Here is a 20821-nt window from a genome sequence, read left to right as displayed (position 1 = left end):
TTGTATTATTTATACCCATCCATAAGGATAATATCCTTATATTTTAGGGAGGATTTTACATCTATTATTCTTTGATTTCTAGATCCTCTAAAATCCAAGGTCAAATCCTTATATTCTTCTATAAACTCACCATCGACTAGGACGTCAATTTGCTCTAGGATTTGTCTTGAAAGTTTCATCTTCTCTAAAACTTCAAATTTAAATCCACTATAAATCCAAATGGACTTATCTGTTTGTTTTCTTATATCGATTATGGCCTGTAAAAGCCCCTCTGGACTTTCAAAAGGCTCCCCTCCTAGAATTGTAAGGCCCTCAACTTCATCAAGTTTAAGATAGGAAATAACTTCCATTAGCGCCTTATCATCCCACTCTTTACCAAAGTTAAAATCCATATAATCCCTATTAAAGCAATTCTTACAATTCCTATCGCAACCTGATAGGAAAAAAGAGGTCCTGATTCCAGGACCATTGGCAACGTCATATTTTCTAATTTGCCCATATCTCATATATGAAGTACCCTTGCTTTAATTTCTTTAGTTCTTCCCTCATTCCAGAAGTTTTCACCTAAGTAACCACAAGTTCTCCTTACTACTGTAAGAGTATTTCTATCCTTGTTTCCGCAGTTTGGACAGTACCAATTGTTATCATCATCTAGAAGAATTTCTCCATCGTATCCGCATTCAGCACAATAGTCTGACTTTGTGTTAAATTCTGCATATTGGATATGATCATAAATATATTTTACCATGGTCATCACGGCCTTAATATTATTGGTCATATTAGGGATTTCTGCATAGGAGATACATCCTCCTGTCGATAATTGTTGGAATTCTGATTCAAAATCAAACTTATCAAAAACAGAAATTTCTTCCCTAACATCTACATGGAAGGAGTTTGTATAGTAACCCTTGTCGGTTACATTTTCTATACTACCAAATCTTTCCTTATCTATTGATGCAAATCTATGAGTCAAGCTTTCTGCTGGGGTCCCATATACTGCAAAGGCAATGCCATATTCCTTCGTCCATTCTTCCTTCTTTTCATTTAGAACATTCATAATTTTCATAGCAAAGTCATGACCATGCTTACTGGTGTGACTTTCCCCAGTTGTTAGTATACTTGCTTCATAGATTCCAATGTATCCTATTGTAACAGTGGCATAACCATTTTCCAAAAGTGGCTTTATAGACTGATGTCTTCCAAGTCTTGCAATAGCTCCATGTCTAAAGTGTATTGGAGAAGAGTCGCTTGTTACCTTAGATAGGTGTTCGTATCTTAATAAGCCAACTTGCTTTATAAGATCTAGTCTCTTGTCTAGAATCTCGAAGAACTTGTCCTCATTTCCATCAGCGAGGATTCCTATTTGTGGGAGATTTATTGTAGCAACTCCCATATTAAATCTTCCGTCAAACTTATAATTGCCATTTTCGTCCTTATATGGAGGAAGGAAGGCCCTGCATCCCAGAGGAGAGAAGACATTTCCTTCGTAATTTTCTCTCATTTTCTTAGCTGAAATATAATCCGGATACATTCTTTTTGCAGTACATTTTGCTGCAAGTTCAGTAAGCTTATAGTATTCAGATCCTTCGTGGACATTATTCTCATCTAGGACATAGATTAGCTTGGGAAAGGCTGGTGTTACGTAAACTCCTTGCTCGTTCTTGATCCCCTTAATCCTTTGCCTAAGAATTTCTTCTATAATTTTTACAGTGCTTGAAAGGTATGGATCATTCTCGTCAGTGTGCATAAACAAAGTTACAAATGGAGATTGTCCATTGCTGGTCATTAGAGTATTTATCTGATATTGAATTGTTTGAATACCACTTTCTAGGTCCCTTTGAGTCAAGGCTTCTGCCATTTCTACAATTTTTTCTTCATCATCTAAGATAGACCTACTTAGTTTTAGGTTTTTATCGTAAGATTTTTTTAGATAAGGACTTAGGCAAGATATATTTATAGATTGACCTCCATACTGGTTGCTTGCGATTTGTGCTATAATTTGTGTCATTACATTACAAGCGACTTGAAAAGACTTTGGAGTCTCAATCATCTTATCATTTACGACTGTTCCATTATCAAGCATATCTTTCATATCTACTAAGCAACAGTTAAAAATTGGCTGAATTAGATAGTCTAAGTCATGAATATGTATGGCACCAGAGTTGTGTGCCTCAACTAAATCTATTGGTATTAATTTTCTTTTAGCAATATCTTTTGCGACCTCTCCTGCTATCAAGTCTCTTTGAGTAGATGCAATAATAGGGTTCTTGTTGGAATTTTCATCCATAACGTCAATGTTGGTTTGATTTAATAAACCTAAAATATCCTCATCCGAGGTATTTTGCTCTCTCTTATAGGCTTGGACTGACTTATAGCTTTCATAGGACTTGGCTGTGGCTGGGTTTTTCCTATCAATCAATTTATAGTAGACCATATCTTCTATCTTATAAATTGATATATCATCCTCTCCCAAAGCTTCACTTTCTATCTCATTAGCTATATCCATAGCTTGATTTTCAACAAAAACTCCACTTGCTGATTTCATTGCTTTTTCTATAGCTATTACTATTTTATCTTTTTCAAATTTGGCTTTGCTGCCATCTCTTTTAATTACCTGAATCATATTAACCTCCGAAATCTATGATGATTATACCATATATAGTGTCCCTTGTAAAAAATGAATACTATATATAGTGTTAATCCTATGATTTAGACAATCGACTTTTATCTTTAATTATCTTTATACATATCAAAATATTTAAAAAATCCCCAAGATTTCTATTTAAGAGTTAGAATCTCGGGGATTAAGATAAAGTTTATTCTATTTTATTTTAAATATTAATTTATTATTTTCATCTAAATCTAATAATGCTGTATCTTTTTCAGAAACTTTTCCTTCGATAATTAATTTACCTAGTTCAGTTTCTACATGAGTTTGCAAGAATCTCTTGACAGGTCTTGCACCATACTCGATATTATATGCATTAGCCAAGATATATTCCTTAGCAGCATTTGAAATTTCTAGATTTATATCCTTATCTTCTAGCCTAGATCTGATGTCGGCGATTTGAAGGTCGATTATTTCGTAGACTTGTTCACTTGTAAGAGGAGTAAACATCACTATATCGTCAATTCTGTTTAAGAATTCTGGTTTGAAAGAATTTCTTAAGATTGCATCTACCTTGTCTTTGTTTTCTTCATCAATACTTCCATCATCATTTAGTCCATCTATCAAGTATTCTGAACCGATATTGCTTGTCATGATGATTATAGTGTTCTTAAAATCTACAGTCCTTCCTTGAGAATCAGTTAACCTTCCGTCATCCAATACCTGTAATAGGATATTGAATACATCTGGATGGGCTTTTTCAATTTCGTCGAAAAGGATTACTGAATAAGGTTTACGTCTAACTGCTTCTGTTAATTGACCACCTTCTTCGTAGCCAACATAGCCAGGAGCTGCACCTATTAGTCTTGATACAGAATATTTTTCCATATATTCACTCATATCAATCCTTATCATGTTTCTCTCATCGTCAAACATTGCCTCAGTCAAGGCCTTGGCAAGTTCGGTCTTACCAACACCAGTTGGTCCTAGGAATATAAAAGAACCGATAGGTTTATTTTGACTCTTAAGGCCAGATCTCGCCCTTATTATTGCATCTGAAACTGCTATTATAGCTTCATCTTGGCCAATTACTCTTTGGTGTAGCTTTTCTGGTAGATGTAAGATTTTGCTCCTTTCGCTTTCGACAAGCTTATTAACTGGTATATTTGTCCAGCTGCTCACTACATCTGCTACATCTTCGTCGGTTACTTCTTCTTTGATTGAAGAATCTGTATTTTCACCAGAATTTCTCTCTTCAAGTTTCTTTTTTAGCTCTTCAAGCTTACCATATTTTAGTTCAGATAACTTTTCGAAATCATAGTTTCTTTCGGCATTTTCTATCTCGACTTTTACCCTATCTATCTCTTCTTTTATATTTTTAACATCATCTATGGCAGATTTTTCATCTTTCCATTTTAAAAATTCTTCGTCATATTTTTCGGATAGATTTGCCAAGTCTTCTTCTAATTCCTTAAGTCTCTTCTTAGAATATTCATCATCTTCTTTTTTAAGGGCGGTAATTTCTATCTGTAATTGTAGAAGTTTTCTCTTTTGCTCATCTAGATAGCTTGGCATGGTATCAATTTCTGTCCTAACTGTCGCACAAGCTTCGTCCATCAAGTCTATGGCCTTATCTGGTAAGAACCTATCTGAAATATATCTATCAGATAATTCTGCAGCTGCAATTACTGCGCTATCTTGGATCCTTATTCCATGGAAGATTTCATATTTATCCTTGATACCTCTAAGAATACTTATTGTATCTTCGACAGATGGCTCTTCTACCATGACTTTTTGGAAACGGCGTTCCAAGGCGCCATCTTTTTCGATGTATTGTCTGTATTCGTTAAGGGTAGTAGCTCCTATGACTTTTATCTCTCCACGAGCTAGCATTGGCTTCATTATATTTGATGCATCCATAGCCCCCTCAGACTTTCCAGCTCCAACAATATTATGAATTTCGTCAATGAACATTATTATTTGTCCGTCTGACTTTTGGACTTCATCTATTACAGCCTTTAATCTTTCTTCAAATTGTCCCCTATATTTTGCTCCTGCTACAAGAGAACCCATATCGAGTGAAAATATGGTCCTTCCTTGAATTGGTTCAGGAACATCGTTATTTACAATTCTTTGAGCAAGTCCTTCTACAATTGCAGTCTTACCAACACCGGGTTGGCCGATTAGGACAGGGTTATTCTTCTTTCTTCTAGAAAGTATCCTAAGGGCATTTCTAATCTCCCTATCTCTACCTATAACTGGATCTATTTTACCTTCTCTGGCCTCTTGGGTTAGGTTTCTACCGAACTTTTCTAGTGGATTTGTAGTCTCTTCAGGATTGTCATTAGTAACTTTTTGACCTTTCCTGACATTTTGGATAGAGTTTTTAAAGCTAACTGCGCTTATGCCAAATCTCTTGTTAATGGAATCTACTTCTGTTTTTTCCTTCAAGAGACTTAGGAAAATATGTTCAGTTGATACGAAACTATCTCCCATTTCTTTAGCTACATCTTCTGCTTTTAGAAGGATTCTTTGGAATACTTGACTTGGGTAAGTATTTGAGTTTCCAGACTGACTTGGCATAGAGTCAACCTTTTTGATTAGTTCATTCCTATAGCCTTCGTAGTCTACATCCATTGACTTAATTATTTGGCTAACAATAGAGTCTGAATTGTTAACTAAAGCATAAGCCAAATGTATTTCGTTTACTTCTGGGTTTGAATTTTTGATAGCTATTGCTTGAGCGTCATTAATAGCTTCTTGAGATTTTTGTGTGAAGTTATTTATGTCCATATTATTCCTCCTCTGCTAGTTTTCTATATAATTCTTCTTGTTTCTCACTGAGTTTTTCAGGGTTTTCTATTACTATATTTAAGATTAAATCTCCTATATTGCCCTTCCTATCTTCATATCCTCTCTTCTTTAATCTAATCTTTCTTCCTGCATTTACTTTTTCAGGAATATTAACCATAAAAGATCCTGATTTGCTGTCTATTTTTTTCTTAGTACCAAAATAAGCTTCCCACGGTCTTAGTTTAACTTCCTTGATAAAGTCTATACCATCGAGAATTAAACCTTCCTCATCTTGGATAATTACCTTTACCATAATATTAGCATTTAATCCATATTTTGAACCATCTATTCTAATCTTGTTGTTATTTTTGATCCCTTTTGGAATTGTTACATTTATATCTGTAAGTTTTCCCTGATTTTTAACTTTTATAGTTCTTGATGTTCCTTTGATAGCTTCATCAATGCTGATTTTCATATCATAATCAAGGCTTTGCTTTTTCTTTTTTCCAAAACCCTGACCTATATTGGAGAACCTACTACCACTTCCAAATCCTCTGTTAGTAGACCTCGATCCTTGTTGGAAGCCTCCAAAAAGTGTATCGAAGAAATCTGAAAATCCACTATCTCCAGTTGACGAATATGTGTAAGAATTTCCTCCAAAATTATTAAAGTCGAAACCAAAATCTCTAGGGTCGAAGTTCTGACCGCCTTGGAAATTGGCATTTTTTCCAAACATATCATATTTTTTACGTTTGTCTTCATCTGATAAAACTTCATAAGCTTCATTTATTTCTGTAAATTTCTTTTCTGCTTCTTTGTCGTTCGGATGAAGGTCTGGGTGATATTTCTTGGCTAATTTTCTGTATGCTTTTTTTATTTCGCTGGAACTTGCTTTTTTGTCAACTCCCAACACTTCATAATAATCTCTGTATTTCATATTTACCTCCATCTTCTTTGACCATCTCTGACCTTAATGAAATTATACTATCTCATTTAACTTTTTCAAGATATATCTACTAATTTTCAAAAAAAGAATTCCCTTTTATTTAGGGAATCCATATGTTTAATGATCATATTCTATTAACGAGATTACATCGTAGTCTTTTAAGTAATCTCTTCCTTTTAGTCCAGTTAGCTCTATTAAAAACTCAAAACAAACTACCTTGCCACCCACTGCTTCAACAAGCTTTGCCGCTGCCTTAGCGGATCCACCAGTTGCAATCAAATCATCCAAGATTACAACTCTTTCGCCCTCTTCTACCGCATCTTTGTGCATTTCCAATTCATTGGAACCATATTCTAATTCATAAGAAACTTTTTCTATTTCTCCAGGAAGCTTACCTGGCTTTCTTATTGGGATGAATCCCTTAGTAAGTCTATCAGCAAGAGGAGCTCCGAATATCAATCCTCTTGATTCAATGCCTGCAATATAGTCAAAATCATAGTCCTTTAACTTTTCTTCTAGCTGATCTATTGTTTCCTTAAAGGCATCTTTATCCCTTAGCAAGGTTGTAATATCTTTAAAGGAAATTCCTTCTGTTGGGTAGTCTTCTATCACTCTAATTTTTGATTTTAAATCCATTTAGTCCTCCACTCATAAAATCTCTATATTATATAATACCCTAATAAGCAAAGTTATATAGATAATCGCTCCTTATTTCTTCAATCGATTCGTCATAAATTTCAAAGTAGCTTATATCATCCTCATAGGTCACGAAACCTTCTAGCCTTACCATATTTATATCTGACTTATCAATAGATCTAAAGGCTAGGGCAAGTTGTGAAATCTTAGAGAATTTGATATTTGTCTTAATCTTATCTTTCATAGCCATGTAAGCTATAGGAAGCTTAGGTAGGTTCTTTGCCTTAGTCATCTCGTTTATGAATTGCATCATAAAGTCTTGTTGGGTCGATATTCTACCAAGATCTGCGTTCTCGTAACCCTTCCTAAACCTAACATATTTTAAGGCTTCTTCTCCTGTAAAGTGATGAGTACCAGGGCTTATATCCATAGCGCTTGCTACATAATCATCGACTTCTATGTCTATGCCCCCTATGGCATCTATTCCCTCAACTACCGCCTCAAAAGGAATAACGCAATAGTAGGTTAGATTAATTCCCAAGAAGTCCCTTATGGTCTGCATAGTCAAATCAATACCCCCGTAAGAGTGGGCCGCATTTATTTTATCCATATATCCGTTAATTTCTACCTTGCTATCTCTAGGTATTGAAATTAAATCAACCGACTTGTCATCAGAATTTGCCTTAACCAGCATAAGGGTATCTGTTCTAGTTCCTGTCTCTTCCCCAGTACTATCTACTCCAGCTAAGAGAAATAGAAATTCATCCCCGCTTCCAGATATACTGTCATCAGAATCATTTTTAACAAAATTAATTATCAGTATTATAGAGCTGAACAAAACTACAAACATCAAAAATATAAGTATAGACTTAAGAATTCTTTTAAAACTTTTTTCCATATTTATCTCCTAATTAGATTATATGCCTTTTTACCTAAATTAAAATGGTCCTTTTATAAATAAATAGTAAGGTATGGAAGAGGTAATTATGTTAAATGAAAATTTAGACTTATATTTAAATGAAGGATACTATCCTTTCCATATGCCAGGCTCTAAGAGAAGCAAAATACTAAGATCAGACCTTCCTTATAGGAGAGATTTGACTGAAATCTATGGCTTCGATAATTTAAATGATCCAGAAGATATTTTTATCCAAATGGAAGAAAGATTAGCCCAAATTTATAGGGTAAATAAAGCCATTATTTCTACAAATGGGTCAACTTCTGGTATTCTTTCGACAATTAGAGCCTTGTGTAGGGATAATAAGAATATATTAATCCAGAGATCTTCCCACAAGTCAGTATACAATGCTTGTGAATTAAATTCACTTAATGTTTCCTATATAAACATAGTAACTGATGAGCAATTAGCTATAAAAGATATCGATCATGAAGACTTAGAGGAGAAATTAAAGGAGAAAAATTATCAGGCTCTAGTCCTAACTTCTCCTTCCTATGAAGGCTACCTCCTTAATCTTAAGAGAATATACAAACTCTGCAGAGAAAATAATACTAAGCTTATACTTGATATGGCTCACGGCAGTCATCTTCCACTAACTAGTCTTTATGATAATTCATTTGATGTTGCAATTACATCTTTTCATAAAAACTTATCTGCCCTGACACCTTCTGCTGCAGTCCTAATAAATGATATGGAGTATTTTGATGAGATAAAAAGAAATATGGCAATATTTCAGACATCTTCTCCTTCATATGTGATTTTACAATCTATTGATGAAATGATAGAAAAGTTTAAAAGCTTCGGTCCGCTTTACACAAACCTAGAAAATAATCTAGACGATTTGTATAAGTTAAGGCTAGATTATTTGAAAATAATAGATGACCCAGAAAAGGATAGAAGTATAATCTTAATATCGACTAAGAATTCAAATATTAGTGGAAGTGATTTAGATAAACTTCTCAGAGAAGATAAAATCGAAATAGAGATGTCTTATCCTAACTACGTCCTCTTAATTTCTACAATATTCGATATTAAGGATGGATTTAACAGATTAAAGAATTCTCTTAGAAGGATTGATGGATTATTAGAAGATAAAAACAAATCTTATAGTTTAGAATTACCAATACCCCAGAAGAAATTAGAAATATATGAGGCTATCGATTATAAGAAAAAACTAGTAAAGCTTGAAGACTCTCTAGGAAAAATTGCTAGAGAATTTGTTTATGCCTATCCTCCAGGAAGTCCGATACTCGCTCCAGGAGAATTAATAGATGAAAAAATCCTATCTACTTTCACCTATATGCTAGAAAATAATATCCATTTAAACATCAAGGATGAATATATTGCCGTGCTAATTGACAAATAAACAAAAAACTGTTATTATATTGTTAGAAAAGGAGAATATACATATGAAAAGAATTGTAACTTTAAATACTAGAAATCTCCACAAGAGCAAAAAACATGGTGGTTGCGGCGAATGTCAAACATCTTGCCAATCAGCATGCAAGACAAGCTGTGGTGTAGCTAATCAGGAATGTGTTAGCAAAAAAAATAAATAATTGTTTTTAGCTTATCTAGGATATTCTTAGATAAGTTTTTTATTGTAGGAATTTTGTTAGATTTTTCTCAATTCCTAGTAAAATACTATAGTAAATATAAGGAGTAATAATGATTCACCAATACAAGGCCAAGGGCTTTAATATTGTTTTAGATATATACAGTGGTTCTGTCCACGCAGTAGATGATGTAACCTATGATATCATCGAGAAATACGAAACAGAAGAGAAAGAAGATATCAGAAAAGAAATAATTGAAAAATATGAAATAAGTAATGATCAATTCGAAGAGGCTTATGCTGAGGTTGAAGAATTAGAAAATGAAGGACTTCTCTTTACTGATGACATATATGAAGATCTTTCAATTGATATAACAAATAGACAGACAACAATCAAGGCCCTCTGCCTAAATGTCGCTCACACCTGTAATCTATCATGTGAGTATTGTTTTGCAAAGGGAGGAAAGTATTCCGGTCCAGATGCTATTATGACAATAGATATGGCCAAAAAAGCTATTGACTTTCTTTTGGCAAATTCCGGTAGCCACTACAACTTAGACATAGACTTCTTTGGAGGAGAACCTCTCCTAAACTTCGACCTAGTAAAAGAAACTGTTGATTATGCAAGAAGTAAGGAAGAAGAATTCAATAAGCACTTTAACTTTACTTTAACTACAAACGGTCTTCTTCTGGACGATGAAGTCATAGACTATTTGAATGAAAATATGAAAAATGTGGTCCTCTCCCTCGATGGAAGAAAGGAAAAGCACGACCAATTCAGAAAAACTCTAAATGGTAAGGGCTCATTCGACACCATAGTTCCAAAATTCCAAAATTTTGTAAAAAAACGCGGCGATAAGGAATACTACATGAGGGGAACTTTCACTGCAAATAATCTTGATTTTACAGAAGACTTGAAGACATATCTTGACCTAGGATTTACTAGAACTTCTCTTGAACCAGTTGTAGGAAAGTCTGATGAGCCTTATGCTCTAAAGGAAGAACATTTAGATAAAATCTATGCCGAATACGAAAAACTTGCTGATATGTTAATGGAAAAAATTGATAAGAATGAAGAATTTATCTTCTACCATTACATGATCGACTTAGAAAATGGACCTTGCGTCCACAAGAGAATTTCTGGATGCGGATCAGGTACTGAATACATGGCTGTAACTCCAACTGGAGAGCTCTATCCTTGCCACCAATTCGTAGGAAATCCTGATTTTATTATCGGAAATATAAATGATGGGATACAAAATAAAGATTTAGTAAATCAATTTAAAACTTGTAACTGTTATTCCAAAAATGAATGTAGGTCTTGTTGGGCAAATATGTATTGCTCTGGCGGTTGTGCTGCCAACTCCTACAATGCTACAGGTGATATAAACAATATCCACGAATATTCTTGTAAACTTTTTAGAAAAAGAATTGAAATGGCAATTGCAGTGAAGATTTATGAATATATGAAAGAATCTGAAGAAGAATTTGCATAGAAAAATAGCGCCGATTAATACCGGTGCTATTTTTTGGATTCTTCTTTTTTGATTTTATTTTCTTTGACAATCTTAGTCTTAGAGAATTCTTCTCTTTCCTTCTCCTCTATGCTTTGAGATATGGTCTTAATCATTTCCTTGTACTTTGGAATTTGTACCTTATCCAGACTATTTACTTTCTTGCTAGTCTTTTTAATTTCTCTATCTAAAGAATTAATTGTAGTATCAAGCTCAGCAAGCTTAAATATCTTAGATCTTAGCTGATTAAAAGAAAGTATAGCCTCATCAAAACCAGCATTAGTTTCATAGAATGAATAAGATAAGTTAAGCTTTACATCTTCAAAGTAAATTTCAGATATTTCTGTCTGCATGAACTTATCAACTTTTAAGCTAATACTATTATCTATTGGCACGGTCTTTGATATGGAATCAAGATCCGATTCACCAATGCTTACCAATACTTTTTTGAAATCATGGCTGACCTTTTTGATCGTCTCATTTACCTTTTCGTTTAAATCATTACGTTCTTTTATCTTGGAATCATAAGCTCCAATCAAGGCCTTTCTCTTCTTATCGAGTATGTCGTATCCACCCTCTAAGAGATTTAGTTCTTCTTTTGCCTTGATTAGATTGGCCTTTGTAGCTGCAACATTATTCGTTTGCATACTATTCACCTATAAACTTATCTAGATTCTCTTTAGAAACTCTGTGAAGCTCATTTCTTGGAAGGATTTTAAGAATTTCCCAACCTAAATCTAGAGATTCATCGAGTTCTCTATTCTCATCCTTATCTTGAGCTAAGAATCTTCTTTCGAATTCATCCCCAAAACGTAAATATTTCTTATCAACATCGGACAAATCATCTTCACCAACAATTTGAGAAATATTTCTAACATCTTGAACCTTAGAATATGATTCATAAAGTTGGTTCATTAGATCTTCATGATCTGCTCTTGTGTAACCTTCACCTATACCGTCCTTCATAAGTCTTGACAAGGAAGGGAGAACATCTATCGGAGGATAGATTCCCTTATTAGAAAGAGACCTGTCTATTACGATTTGTCCCTCTGTGATATAGCCTGTAAGGTCGGCAACAGGATGGGTTATATCATCGTTAGGCATAGTAAGAATCGGAATAAGTGTTACAGAACCTTTTACTCCCCTAATCATGCCTGCTCTTTCGTATAAAGATGCGAGGTCTGAGTAAAGATATCCTGGATAGCCCTTTCTAGAAGGTACCTCTCCTCTTATTGATGAAACTTCACGTAGGGCTTCTGAATAAGATGTCATATCAGTAACTATTACTAGTACGTGATAGCCCTTCTTGTAAGCTAAATATTCTGCTGCTGTTAGGGCGCATTTTGGAGCAACAAGTCTTTCCATAATTGGAGAATCCGCAAGGTTTTGATACATTACTACCTTATCGCGAACACCTGCTTTGTTGAAGGCATCTTCGAAAAACATGGCTTCGTCTTTCTTAATCCCCATAGCAGCAAAAACAAAACAGAAGTCTTCATCGGTTTTAAGCTTAGCTTGTCTTACAATCTGTGCTGCAATCTCGTTATGTGAAAGACCAGATCCAGAAAATATTGGTAGCTTTTGTCCACGAATAAGGGTTGTTAGAGTATCAATAGAAGAAATTCCTGTTTGGATGAAGTCCCTTGGGTACTCACGTGCTACTGGATTTAGGGGGAGTCCTTCAACTGAATATTTATCATCAGAATAGATATCTCCTCCATTATCTATTGGCTCTCCTATACCGTTGAAGCTCCTGCCTAGTATAGATTCGTCTAGAGGAATCTCTAAAGGCTTTTCATGAAAGCTTACTACTATGTCATTTAAGGAAAACTCTTCTGTATTACCAAAAACTTCAATAGTTACAGTCTCATCATCAATTTTGACAACTTGGCCTACAAAGTCCATTCCCAAAGCGTGAACAGAAACTACTGCTTTGTAGGCTACATCTGTAACTTTTTCTATCTCAATCATAGATGATTCAATTTTTCTAATCTTAGTATATTCTTTTCTCATCTATAAACCTTCCTTCACACTTACAAAATGATTGTTTATCTTTGAATTAAGATCAATAAACTTGTCTAACTCGTCATTTTTAATATTATATTTCATTTGAGTAATCTCATTAATTAGATTTGAATCATATATAGCCTTATGGCTAAGACCATCACTAATAGCTGCTTTACTTTTTTGGTAATAATTATAAATAATGTCAAGCATCTTAACTTGTTTTTCAAGTGGGACATACTTATCAATATCATTGTAAGCATTTTGCTGTAAGAAGCCATTTCTTATAAGGCCTGAAACATCTAGTATGTTCTTTTGACTATTAGAAAGGGCATCCTCTCCTACTAGCATCATAATTGATCTAACTTCATCTTCTTCAAGGAGGACATTCATCAATTCATTTCTTATATCAATGATATCTTTTCCGAGTCTTTCTTCATAGTAGGCTCTGATTTTTTCAATATAATTAGAATAAGAAGAAAGCCAGTTTATTGCTGGATAGTGTCTTGAATAAGCAAGCTTTCTATCGAGTCCTAAGAATACATTTACACATCTTCTAGTATTTTCGGTTACAGGCTCTGAGAAATCTCCTCCTGAAGGTGATACGGCCCCGATAAGGGTAACTGAACCTTCACTTCCGTTTAAGTTTTTGAAATATCCAGCTCTTTCATAAAATTGTGAAAGTCTTGATCCAAGATATGCAGGATATCCTTCCTCAGCTGGAATCTCTTCAAGTCTTCCTGAAATTTCACGTAAGGCCTCTGCCCATCTGGATGAGGAGTCTGCCATAAGGGCTACATCATAGCCCATGTCTCTGAAGTATTCAGCAATAGTTATACCAGTATAGATAGAAGCTTCTCTAGCTGCTACTGGCATGTTTGAAGTATTAGCAATTAAGATGGTTCTTTCCATAAGTCCCTTACCTGTGTTTGGATCTATTAGATCAGGAAACTCCTCAAGAACTTGAGTCATCTCGTTTCCACGCTCTCCACATCCTATATAAATTATTATATCTACATCAGGATATTGGGCAAGTTGGTGTTGTAGCATGGTCTTTCCTGTACCAAATCCACCAGGAATTGCAACAGTACCTCCCTTAGCAAGAGGGAAGAAAACATCAAGAACTCTTTGACCTGTTTCAAATAGCTTTTCTATTGGCATGTTAGCCATAACTGGTCTTTGATTTCTGACTGGCCAATATTGGTAGAGTTTTTCCTCAACCACGTTTTTTTCTGTCTTAATCTTTACTACAGTATCTTCAAGGGTGTACAAACCATCTTCTGCGACTTCAACAACCTCACCACTAACTTGTGTCATAAGTCTATGCTCGATTGTCTCAGTTTCTTTTATTGTAGCGTAGATGTCTCCTCTTTTAATCTTATCTCCAACTTTAACAGTAAGTTTGACATCCCATTTCTTCTCAGTATCTAAGTTTTCAAAACCTATACCTGAGGGAATAAAAGATCCATTTTTATCCATAATATTCTTTAGGGGTCTTTGGATACCATCAAACATGTTTCCAAGCATACCTGGGCCCAGTCTTACTGAAAGAGGTCTACCAGTTGGAATTATATCTTCATTTACTTTAAGTCCTGATGTATCTTCATAAACCTGAATTGTCGCAAGATCACCCTCAAGTGATATTACTTCACCTATAAGCTTTAGCTTACCAACTGAAACCATCTCACGAACAGTCAAGATTTTCGCATCTGTCGCAACTACTACAGGACCGTTTATTGTTTTAATTTTTGGATTCATTAAAACTCTCACTTTCAAGAAGTTGATTTAGTTTCTTACCAACTTCATATTTCTTATCTTTAAGTCTATTCAAATAAGTATAATTATATCTAAAATCTCTATCAAGATTTGAAATAATAAAACCACCAATATACTCATCATCGAGTACTTCTACATTAGGGAAGTCTATAAGCTTCTTGTCCTTTTCTAATACGCTTATTATCACTTCTTCTTTGCTCAATCCAAGCTCTTCTAATGCTTTATCTATCATTAAAGTTAGCTTGTCTTTATAGTCTTTAGTATTAGTAAAATCTCTAAGATTTTCTTTAATTCGTTTTATCAAATCTTCCAATAAAGATTGTCTATAAAGAAATATATCATTTTTAGATTCAAATTCTTTCTTAGAAACATTCTCATTCTTTCTAGTCTCAGCAAATATCTGTCTATCCTTGACACTGTCTTCTAAGTGCTTTTCTAGCTCCGCCTTTTTATCTGAAACTAATTTTGAATTATCCTCTGTTGACTGATATAATTCTTTTTCACTTTTTTCTTTTTCTTCATCCCATACCATCTTTCTAAAGGATGAAATCTTTGCTTCTAGGTCTAGCATATTTCCTCCAATCAACCATCAATAACTACGATTAAAGGCTCACTTTTATTTTCTCTATAATAATCAACATCCTTGGATATATTATTATAAATTGTTCTACTTAAGATAAGAACAGCTAGATTATCATCATTTACAGAAGTCTTAAATTTGCTAAGACTTTCTTCGATTCTATCTACCTGCTCTATTTCTATACCCCCAAGCCTAAACATAAGGTTTAAGCTTGGATCGTTACTTATTAATTTTGCCTTCATTTTATGCGTATAGGATTAGGATTGATATAATTACACCGAATATAGCAATACCTTCTGCAAGACCTACGAAGATGATTGTTCTACCAAGGATAGATTGATCTTCTGAGATAGCTCCAAGTGCTGCTGAACCTACAGTACCTACTGCATAACCAGTACCAATTGTTGCAAGGCCTGTTGAGAGTGCTGCACCAATGTATTTTAGACCATCACTTGCTGCTGCACTTGTGCCAGCTTCTGCTGCTTTTGAGCTTGATGGGAAAAGAAGAACTATCATCATTACCATAATTGGTACAAATGTAGAAAGGTTAAGCTTTAATGCTTTTCTAATCTTTGCCTTTGAACTATCTTCGTTTGTTTTTAATAGATATAAACCTGAATAAATTGTCATTACGACATCTGCTAATGCTAATAAAGCAATTTTAAAAATCATATTAACTCCTTATTTTTCTGTAATTGGTCTAAACTTACGACCATTTCCTTCATAGTACTTACTAAACATTTCGTAAAATTCTAGTCTTAGTCCTTGGATGAATACAATCATTCCTTCAAGACCTATTATCAGAATATTACCTAATATCAAAATTATTATTCCAATTATTCCACCACCTGCAAGTTTTGCCATGACTTCAAAGGCCATATACAAACCTACGTGGTTGATTGCGAAAGCTCCAACTCTTGTAAAAGATACTAAGTTAGAAAATACTGATAGCAGAGCTTCTACGATTGAGAATGAACTTTCTACATAATAGTCACCCTTTGAACTATCATATAGCGGATAGTCCCCCTCAATCCTTCTTGCTAGTGGCTGCTTAAATATTATCATAACTATTGATAATACAAGAATTATTATTGCAACTGGCATAGGTATTGGGCTTTTTCCTACTATATTAAGGATGATTAGTATAAAAGAAATCATCATCATAAGACCTGCGAGGCCTTCTTTTCCAAATATTCCTTCCTCTATATTGTCTTGTTTTTTGACTTTGTTGAAAATTCCTATGATATAAGATATAACCATCAATATTACACCGAATGCCACAGATGCTATTAGTACAGTCATAATATTATCAAAAGGCTTGATCAACAAGGTAGGAATCAAAGTCTCTATTCCAAAGAATGATCCGTACATCAAGCCAAATATAGAAGAACTTATTCCTATTCTTCTTACCAGGCCGCCAAAGGTCTTGTTTATCTTGTCTACATAGAAGCTTAATAAAACAAATACTAATCCTTGCCCTAAATCACCGAACATCATTCCATACAACAATAAATATGTTATAGCGAAAAATGGTGTTGGGTCAATCTCGTTGTAGTTTGGTGCTCCATACATGTTCACCAAAAACTCGAAAGGACGAAAGAGAATATTGTTCTTTAGTTTGGTCGGCGGTTTCGAGGAATAACTCCTATTGTTTATATTTACCTTAGTTTTGTCGTATTTTTCTTCAAGATTTTTGAAGTCATCGACTTTTGATTCAGGAACCCAGCCACTAAGGTAGAAGTACTTGTCCCCTTTTGCCATCTTATCTTTGATTTCACTACTTTTTTCATAGTATTCGATTGTATGAGGAATTTCTTCAATCAAATCCTCATTTTTTTTCTTGATAGCTTCGATTTTCTCTTCTAGTTCTTTTATTTCTTTGTCAGTTTCTTCTAATTTCCTATCGATAGTTTCTAGATCATCGGACTCTGGAGTCTTTTTATCTATAAAACCCATAGTATTGACAGCTCTTTTAATATCTTCTTTGACCTGTTTAGGATAAACTAACAAATAATTTTCTTTGCTGTCAATATTTTTATTTTTCTTCTTAATTGCCAATTATTTGTTCCCTTCTTCTAAAATAGATGAGCTAATCTCAGAAACTATATCTTCGCTATAATTCTCATAAATTCTGTCAAGCTTATCTTTCATTTGCTTATACTCATTTTCTATCTCTTTTTTCCTTAATTCACCCTCTGAAAGGATATTTGAGTAAACTTCATCAGATTTTTCCTTAGTTAAGGATGAGTATTTTTTATCAAGCTGAGCTATTACATCAAAGGTATTAGTTTTCTCATTAGTAACTATATTATCTGTATCAGTTCTCAATTTACTTGTTTCCTTATCAAGTGCTATAAGTTCATCAAGATATCCCAAAGAAATATTATCAAGGCTACCATCCAGGTGGAGAATCAATGAAGGCAAGTTGTCATAGTTATTCTTTAGAATGTATCTACCATCCTTGCTTACTTCCCCAAACCTATGATCAAAGTAGTTAAGATTTTTAATCTTTCTAATATCCATTCCATACCTTTTAAGGACTTCTAAATTTTCCTTATACTCCTCGAGAATATTTTTTTCTTCGATTAATTTATTTTTCTTATCAATTAATGCCTTCAAGTCGTTGTATAAACTGTCAATATCACTTTCGGAAATATGTTTTGGATTTTTACCTCCGGAAGAGTCTATTTTAAATAAATCTTTTAATAAGTTCAACTTATCAATAATAGACTTATCTGGCCTTTCAAAGCTCGATATGGTTGATATATCTTCAGTCAATTCAACATTTTCTTTACTAGCCTTAATTGAGAAAGCTCTTGATGCTACTTGATTAAAGGCATCAACTGGTTCAATATCGCCTAATTCAATAATATCTTCTAGAAAATCATCGAGATTATTTAATCTAGAAGTAATATTGACAAGGTGCATTTTTTCTACTGCCATAATTACCTCACAATCACTAGTTCATATCTTTCAGAAAGAGTAAAGCTCTCATCAACCTCAAGCATACTAACCAAATTCTCTATATTGGTGTGGATTATACTCATAGCAGATATTACATATAGAATAGATGACCTCTCTTTGATTATTTCATCTCTAAAAAGTTTCATCTTTCTCCTGCTAATTTTAATATGTGAATCCCACGCATTATCGAATATATTTTTATACTTAGTACCATCAAGGTATTCAAAGAAATCATCCATAGATAAATTAGAAACCATCTTTAACCTAGCAGCGTTATAGCCCTTGCCACCCTCAATCAAATAATTAAATATTTCATTATTGTTTAAATTGAAAAATTTCTTGAGTCTATAAAGCATTTCTAGGTTAGATAAGTTAATCAACTCACCCACAAAATTTTCTATAAGGACCCTCTCTTTTGCTTTAAACTTCTTAGCTAATTTGAGAAGATTTCTAAAATAAAATTTCATCAAAGCATTACTTGATAAAAATATCAATGATTCATTGTCCATGTTTTCATTTATAAAGGGCAAGAGAGTTCTGTAATACTTACTATCTCTAAGCCCTTCAATAAATTCTTCTAAGGTCATGCCTACATCAATTTTTAAATCTTTGGAAAACGGATTTTGCTTTAAATTTAAAATATTTTTCTCCAAAGTATTGTTGAGTATACATTGTATTACTTCTTGAATAAGGTATATCTCATAAATACTGAAATATTCCTTAAAGAAGTTACTTTCAATACCTTCTAGAAAAAAATCTAAACTTTTTAATTCATCATAGAAATTCCTAAATAACTTTAATTCGACTTCCTTTTTTCCAGTCTCATTATCTAGAAAATCATAGTGCTCTTTAAGCAATCCTATTCTTCTTTCCAAATTGCTCTCATGAATTAATTTATTATAGAGATCGTCACTGGGTAGCTTTCCCATTTTTGCTTTCGCTTTAACAGTCACATCTCTCATAACAACCTCTTTCTTTTGATACGTATTAATTTTATCACTTGCATTCAACATTTAAAAGCATAAAAAATAACCTCTATAAAGTATTGATAAATACAAGTTTTCAGAAATCTTTTTCAAATATAGACAAAGCTTAAAGTAAACTTATTAAACTTTGTCTATTTTTGTTTATTCTACAAGGTCTCCTGAAATTGTAAACGATGTATTGTCTGTAATTTTAACCTTTACAATTTCTCCAATTAATTTTTTATCAGACTTAACGTGGACTAACTTAAAGGTGTCAGTTCTTCCTGTAAGGATTTCAGGATTGTTTTTGCTTTCTGATTCTAAAAGGACTTCTACGGTTTTTCCTATATATTCTTTATTCTTCTCGTTAAATATTGGATAAATCGTATCTAATAATCTATCAAACCTATCCTGAACTATTTCTTCATCAATAGGAGTTAGCTTTGCTGCCCTGGTTTTTGGCCTAGGTGAATACTTAAAAGTGAAAGCTGAATCAAATTCTATTTCTCTACATACCTTTAGAGTCTCCTTAAAATCCTCTTCAGTTTCAGTAGGATAACCCACAATAATATCTGTAGAGATCGCAATCCCTGGAATTTCCTCCCTTAATTTCTTCGCTCTTTCGATATATTTTTTCTGATCATACTTTCTATTCATATCTTTTAGGACCTTGCTTGAGCCTGATTGTAAAGGTAAGTGGAAATAATTACATATGTTATCATTATTTTTTATGACTTCTATTAGCTCATCTGATAGATCTTTCGGATGGCTTGTAGTAAATCTTAATCTCTTAAGACCTTTAATCTGACTAATTTTTTCCAAAAGTTGTGGGAAGGTCATATCAAAATCAGCCTTATTGCCGTAGGAGTTTACATTTTGGCCCAAAAGAGTTATCTCCTTGTATCCTTCTTCAACAAGATGTTCTACTTCGGCAAGAATTGCAGAAGGCCTCCTTGATTCTTCCCTTCCTCTTGATTCAGGAACTATACAATAAGAGCAGAAGTTGTCGCAACCTGTCATAATATTTACAAAGGCTTGGAAGTCATTTAAGGTATTATAATTTACATAATCATCCTTTACATCATCTGTAGAAATATCTATAACTCTCTCATTTGTTTCTAGATATCTAAATATGAGGTCTGCTATGGAGTTGATGTTTTTTGTACCAAATATAATATCTACTTCCTTATGGTCTTTGATAATCACTTCTCTTGCGGTTGATGTTTGCATCATACAACCTGAGACAGCGATAATCTTTTCAGGATGTTCTTTCTTTAACTTCTTAAGGGAAGATACTTGTCCGTAAAGCTTTAGCTCAGCATTTTCTCTTACCAGACAGGTGTTAAATAAAATAAAATCCGCACTTGACCTATCTTCTGTCTTTGTATATCCTAAATCTTCAAGTATATAAGATATTCTTTCAGAATCGTGCTCATTCATTTGACATCCAAAGGTTGTTATATTGTATGTTTTTCCCTTAAAATAATCTTTGTATTTTTCTTTAACTTGCATATTACTCCAA

At 33.6% G+C, this 20821-nt stretch carries 19 protein-coding genes; 3 read left to right on the top strand and 16 right to left on the bottom strand.

All coding sequences use genetic code 11. The annotated features are described in order from the left end of the window. Positions 1 to 5: 5 nt before the first annotated feature. From nrdG to MRZ08_RS04775, 6 genes are all read right to left on the bottom strand, one after another. Positions 6 to 506, bottom strand: coding sequence for an anaerobic ribonucleoside-triphosphate reductase activating protein (gene nrdG / locus MRZ08_RS04800; protein ID WP_297379943.1), 501 nt, complete (start codon positions 504 to 506; stop codon positions 6 to 8). Continuing rightward, positions 503 to 2623 carry an anaerobic ribonucleoside-triphosphate reductase gene (nrdD, locus tag MRZ08_RS04795; protein WP_297379938.1) on the bottom strand — a complete coding sequence of 707 codons (2121 nt, stop codon included), beginning with the start codon at positions 2621 to 2623 and terminating at the stop codon, positions 503 to 505. The genes nrdG and nrdD overlap by 4 nt, the downstream gene beginning before the upstream one ends. 198 nt (positions 2624 to 2821) lie before the next feature. Beyond that, positions 2822 to 5401 carry an ATP-dependent chaperone ClpB gene (gene clpB, locus MRZ08_RS04790; protein WP_297379935.1) on the bottom strand — a complete coding sequence of 860 codons (2580 nt, stop codon included), beginning with the start codon at positions 5399 to 5401 and terminating at the stop codon, positions 2822 to 2824. Between the two features lies 1 nt (position 5402). Beyond that, positions 5403 to 6338, bottom strand: a complete 936-nt coding sequence (locus MRZ08_RS04785) for a J domain-containing protein (protein ID WP_297379932.1) — start codon at positions 6336 to 6338, stop codon at positions 5403 to 5405. 126 nt (positions 6339 to 6464) lie between these two features. After that, positions 6465 to 6983 carry an adenine phosphoribosyltransferase gene (locus MRZ08_RS04780; RefSeq protein WP_297379929.1) on the bottom strand — a complete coding sequence of 173 codons (519 nt, stop codon included), beginning with the start codon at positions 6981 to 6983 and terminating at the stop codon, positions 6465 to 6467. A 40-nt stretch (positions 6984 to 7023) separates the two neighbouring features. After that, positions 7024 to 7881 (bottom strand): LCP family protein, encoded by an 858-nt coding sequence (locus MRZ08_RS04775; protein ID WP_297379926.1) that lies wholly within the window; start codon positions 7879 to 7881, stop codon positions 7024 to 7026. A gap of 88 nt (positions 7882 to 7969) precedes the next feature. Between MRZ08_RS04775 and MRZ08_RS04770 the strand changes: the two genes are divergently transcribed. From MRZ08_RS04770 to scfB, 3 genes are all read left to right on the top strand, one after another. Next, positions 7970 to 9307: an aminotransferase class I/II-fold pyridoxal phosphate-dependent enzyme gene (locus MRZ08_RS04770; protein WP_297379924.1), complete on the top strand. Its 1338-nt coding sequence runs from the start codon at positions 7970 to 7972 to the stop codon at positions 9305 to 9307. Between the two features lie 43 nt (positions 9308 to 9350). Next, entirely contained in the window at positions 9351 to 9500 is a 150-nt protein-coding gene (gene scfA, locus MRZ08_RS04765) for a six-cysteine ranthipeptide SCIFF (RefSeq protein WP_004835906.1), read from the top strand. Positions 9501 to 9609: 109 nt separating this feature from the next. Continuing rightward, on the top strand, positions 9610 to 10992 hold the full coding sequence (scfB, locus tag MRZ08_RS04760) for a thioether cross-link-forming SCIFF peptide maturase (protein WP_297379918.1): 1383 nt from the start codon (positions 9610 to 9612) through the stop codon (positions 10990 to 10992). A 26-nt stretch (positions 10993 to 11018) separates the two neighbouring features. On the opposite strand, the gene MRZ08_RS04755 is transcribed toward scfB, so the two are convergent. From MRZ08_RS04755 to miaB, 10 genes are all read right to left on the bottom strand, one after another. Then, entirely contained in the window at positions 11019 to 11657 is a 639-nt protein-coding gene (locus MRZ08_RS04755; protein WP_297379915.1) for a V-type ATP synthase subunit D, read from the bottom strand. A gap of 1 nt (position 11658) precedes the next feature. Further along, positions 11659 to 13023 carry a V-type ATP synthase subunit B gene (locus tag MRZ08_RS04750; RefSeq protein ID WP_297379912.1) on the bottom strand — a complete coding sequence of 455 codons (1365 nt, stop codon included), beginning with the start codon at positions 13021 to 13023 and terminating at the stop codon, positions 11659 to 11661. Next, a complete protein-coding gene (locus MRZ08_RS04745) occupies positions 13024 to 14772 on the bottom strand; it encodes a V-type ATP synthase subunit A (protein WP_297379910.1) in 1749 nt (582 codons plus the stop codon). Continuing rightward, positions 14756 to 15361, bottom strand: coding sequence for a V-type ATP synthase subunit E (locus MRZ08_RS04740; protein ID WP_297379907.1), 606 nt, complete (start codon positions 15359 to 15361; stop codon positions 14756 to 14758). The genes MRZ08_RS04745 and MRZ08_RS04740 overlap by 17 nt, the downstream gene beginning before the upstream one ends. An 11-nt stretch (positions 15362 to 15372) precedes the next feature. Further along, on the bottom strand, positions 15373 to 15612 hold the full coding sequence (locus MRZ08_RS04735; RefSeq protein ID WP_297379904.1) for a V-type ATP synthase subunit F: 240 nt from the start codon (positions 15610 to 15612) through the stop codon (positions 15373 to 15375). Between the two features lies 1 nt (position 15613). Then, a complete protein-coding gene (locus MRZ08_RS04730; protein WP_297379902.1) occupies positions 15614 to 16042 on the bottom strand; it encodes an ATP synthase subunit C in 429 nt (142 codons plus the stop codon). Between the two features lie 9 nt (positions 16043 to 16051). After that, a complete protein-coding gene (locus tag MRZ08_RS04725; RefSeq protein ID WP_297379900.1) occupies positions 16052 to 17428 on the bottom strand; it encodes a V-type ATPase 116kDa subunit family protein in 1377 nt (458 codons plus the stop codon). Continuing rightward, the gene (locus MRZ08_RS04720) at positions 17429 to 18313 is read right to left on the bottom strand and encodes a hypothetical protein (protein ID WP_297379897.1); all 885 of its coding nucleotides are present in this window, start codon (positions 18311 to 18313) and stop codon (positions 17429 to 17431) included. 2 nt (positions 18314 to 18315) lie between these two features. Then, positions 18316 to 19296, bottom strand: coding sequence for a V-type ATPase subunit (locus MRZ08_RS04715; protein ID WP_297379895.1), 981 nt, complete (start codon positions 19294 to 19296; stop codon positions 18316 to 18318). Positions 19297 to 19461: 165 nt separating this feature from the next. After that, entirely contained in the window at positions 19462 to 20811 is a 1350-nt protein-coding gene (gene miaB, locus MRZ08_RS04710; RefSeq protein ID WP_297379973.1) for a tRNA (N6-isopentenyl adenosine(37)-C2)-methylthiotransferase MiaB, read from the bottom strand. Positions 20812 to 20821: the final 10 nt, after the last annotated feature.

Source organism: Anaerococcus sp., assembly GCF_022770135.1.
Classification (GTDB): Bacteria; Bacillota; Clostridia; order Tissierellales; family Peptoniphilaceae; genus Anaerococcus.
The sequence above is the reverse complement of the archived record's forward strand: the minus strand, read 5'-3'. Positions and strand labels throughout refer to the sequence as shown.

Coding starts and splice junctions, on each gene's coding strand:
- MRZ08_RS04770 (WP_297379924.1), top strand. CDS start 7,970: ATGTTAAATGAAAATTTAGACTTATATTTAAATGAAGGATACTATCCT.
- MRZ08_RS04735 (WP_297379904.1), bottom strand. CDS start 15,612: ATGAAGGCAAAATTAATAAGTAACGATCCAAGCTTAAACCTTATGTTT.
- MRZ08_RS04730 (WP_297379902.1), bottom strand. CDS start 16,042: ATGATTTTTAAAATTGCTTTATTAGCATTAGCAGATGTCGTAATGACA.
- MRZ08_RS04780 (WP_297379929.1), bottom strand. CDS start 6,983: ATGGATTTAAAATCAAAAATTAGAGTGATAGAAGACTACCCAACAGAA.
- clpB (WP_297379935.1), bottom strand. CDS start 5,401: ATGGACATAAATAACTTCACACAAAAATCTCAAGAAGCTATTAATGAC.
- scfA (WP_004835906.1), top strand. CDS start 9,351: ATGAAAAGAATTGTAACTTTAAATACTAGAAATCTCCACAAGAGCAAA.
- MRZ08_RS04745 (WP_297379910.1), bottom strand. CDS start 14,772: ATGAATCCAAAAATTAAAACAATAAACGGTCCTGTAGTAGTTGCGACA.
- nrdG (WP_297379943.1), bottom strand. CDS start 506: ATGAGATATGGGCAAATTAGAAAATATGACGTTGCCAATGGTCCTGGA.
- nrdD (WP_297379938.1), bottom strand. CDS start 2,623: ATGATTCAGGTAATTAAAAGAGATGGCAGCAAAGCCAAATTTGAAAAA.
- MRZ08_RS04715 (WP_297379895.1), bottom strand. CDS start 19,296: ATGAGAGATGTGACTGTTAAAGCGAAAGCAAAAATGGGAAAGCTACCC.
- MRZ08_RS04755 (WP_297379915.1), bottom strand. CDS start 11,657: ATGCAAACGAATAATGTTGCAGCTACAAAGGCCAATCTAATCAAGGCA.
- MRZ08_RS04785 (WP_297379932.1), bottom strand. CDS start 6,338: ATGAAATACAGAGATTATTATGAAGTGTTGGGAGTTGACAAAAAAGCA.
- MRZ08_RS04750 (WP_297379912.1), bottom strand. CDS start 13,023: ATGAGAAAAGAATATACTAAGATTAGAAAAATTGAATCATCTATGATT.
- scfB (WP_297379918.1), top strand. CDS start 9,610: ATGATTCACCAATACAAGGCCAAGGGCTTTAATATTGTTTTAGATATA.
- miaB (WP_297379973.1), bottom strand. CDS start 20,811: ATGCAAGTTAAAGAAAAATACAAAGATTATTTTAAGGGAAAAACATAC.
- MRZ08_RS04720 (WP_297379897.1), bottom strand. CDS start 18,313: ATGGCAGTAGAAAAAATGCACCTTGTCAATATTACTTCTAGATTAAAT.
- MRZ08_RS04740 (WP_297379907.1), bottom strand. CDS start 15,361: ATGCTAGACCTAGAAGCAAAGATTTCATCCTTTAGAAAGATGGTATGG.
- MRZ08_RS04775 (WP_297379926.1), bottom strand. CDS start 7,881: ATGGAAAAAAGTTTTAAAAGAATTCTTAAGTCTATACTTATATTTTTG.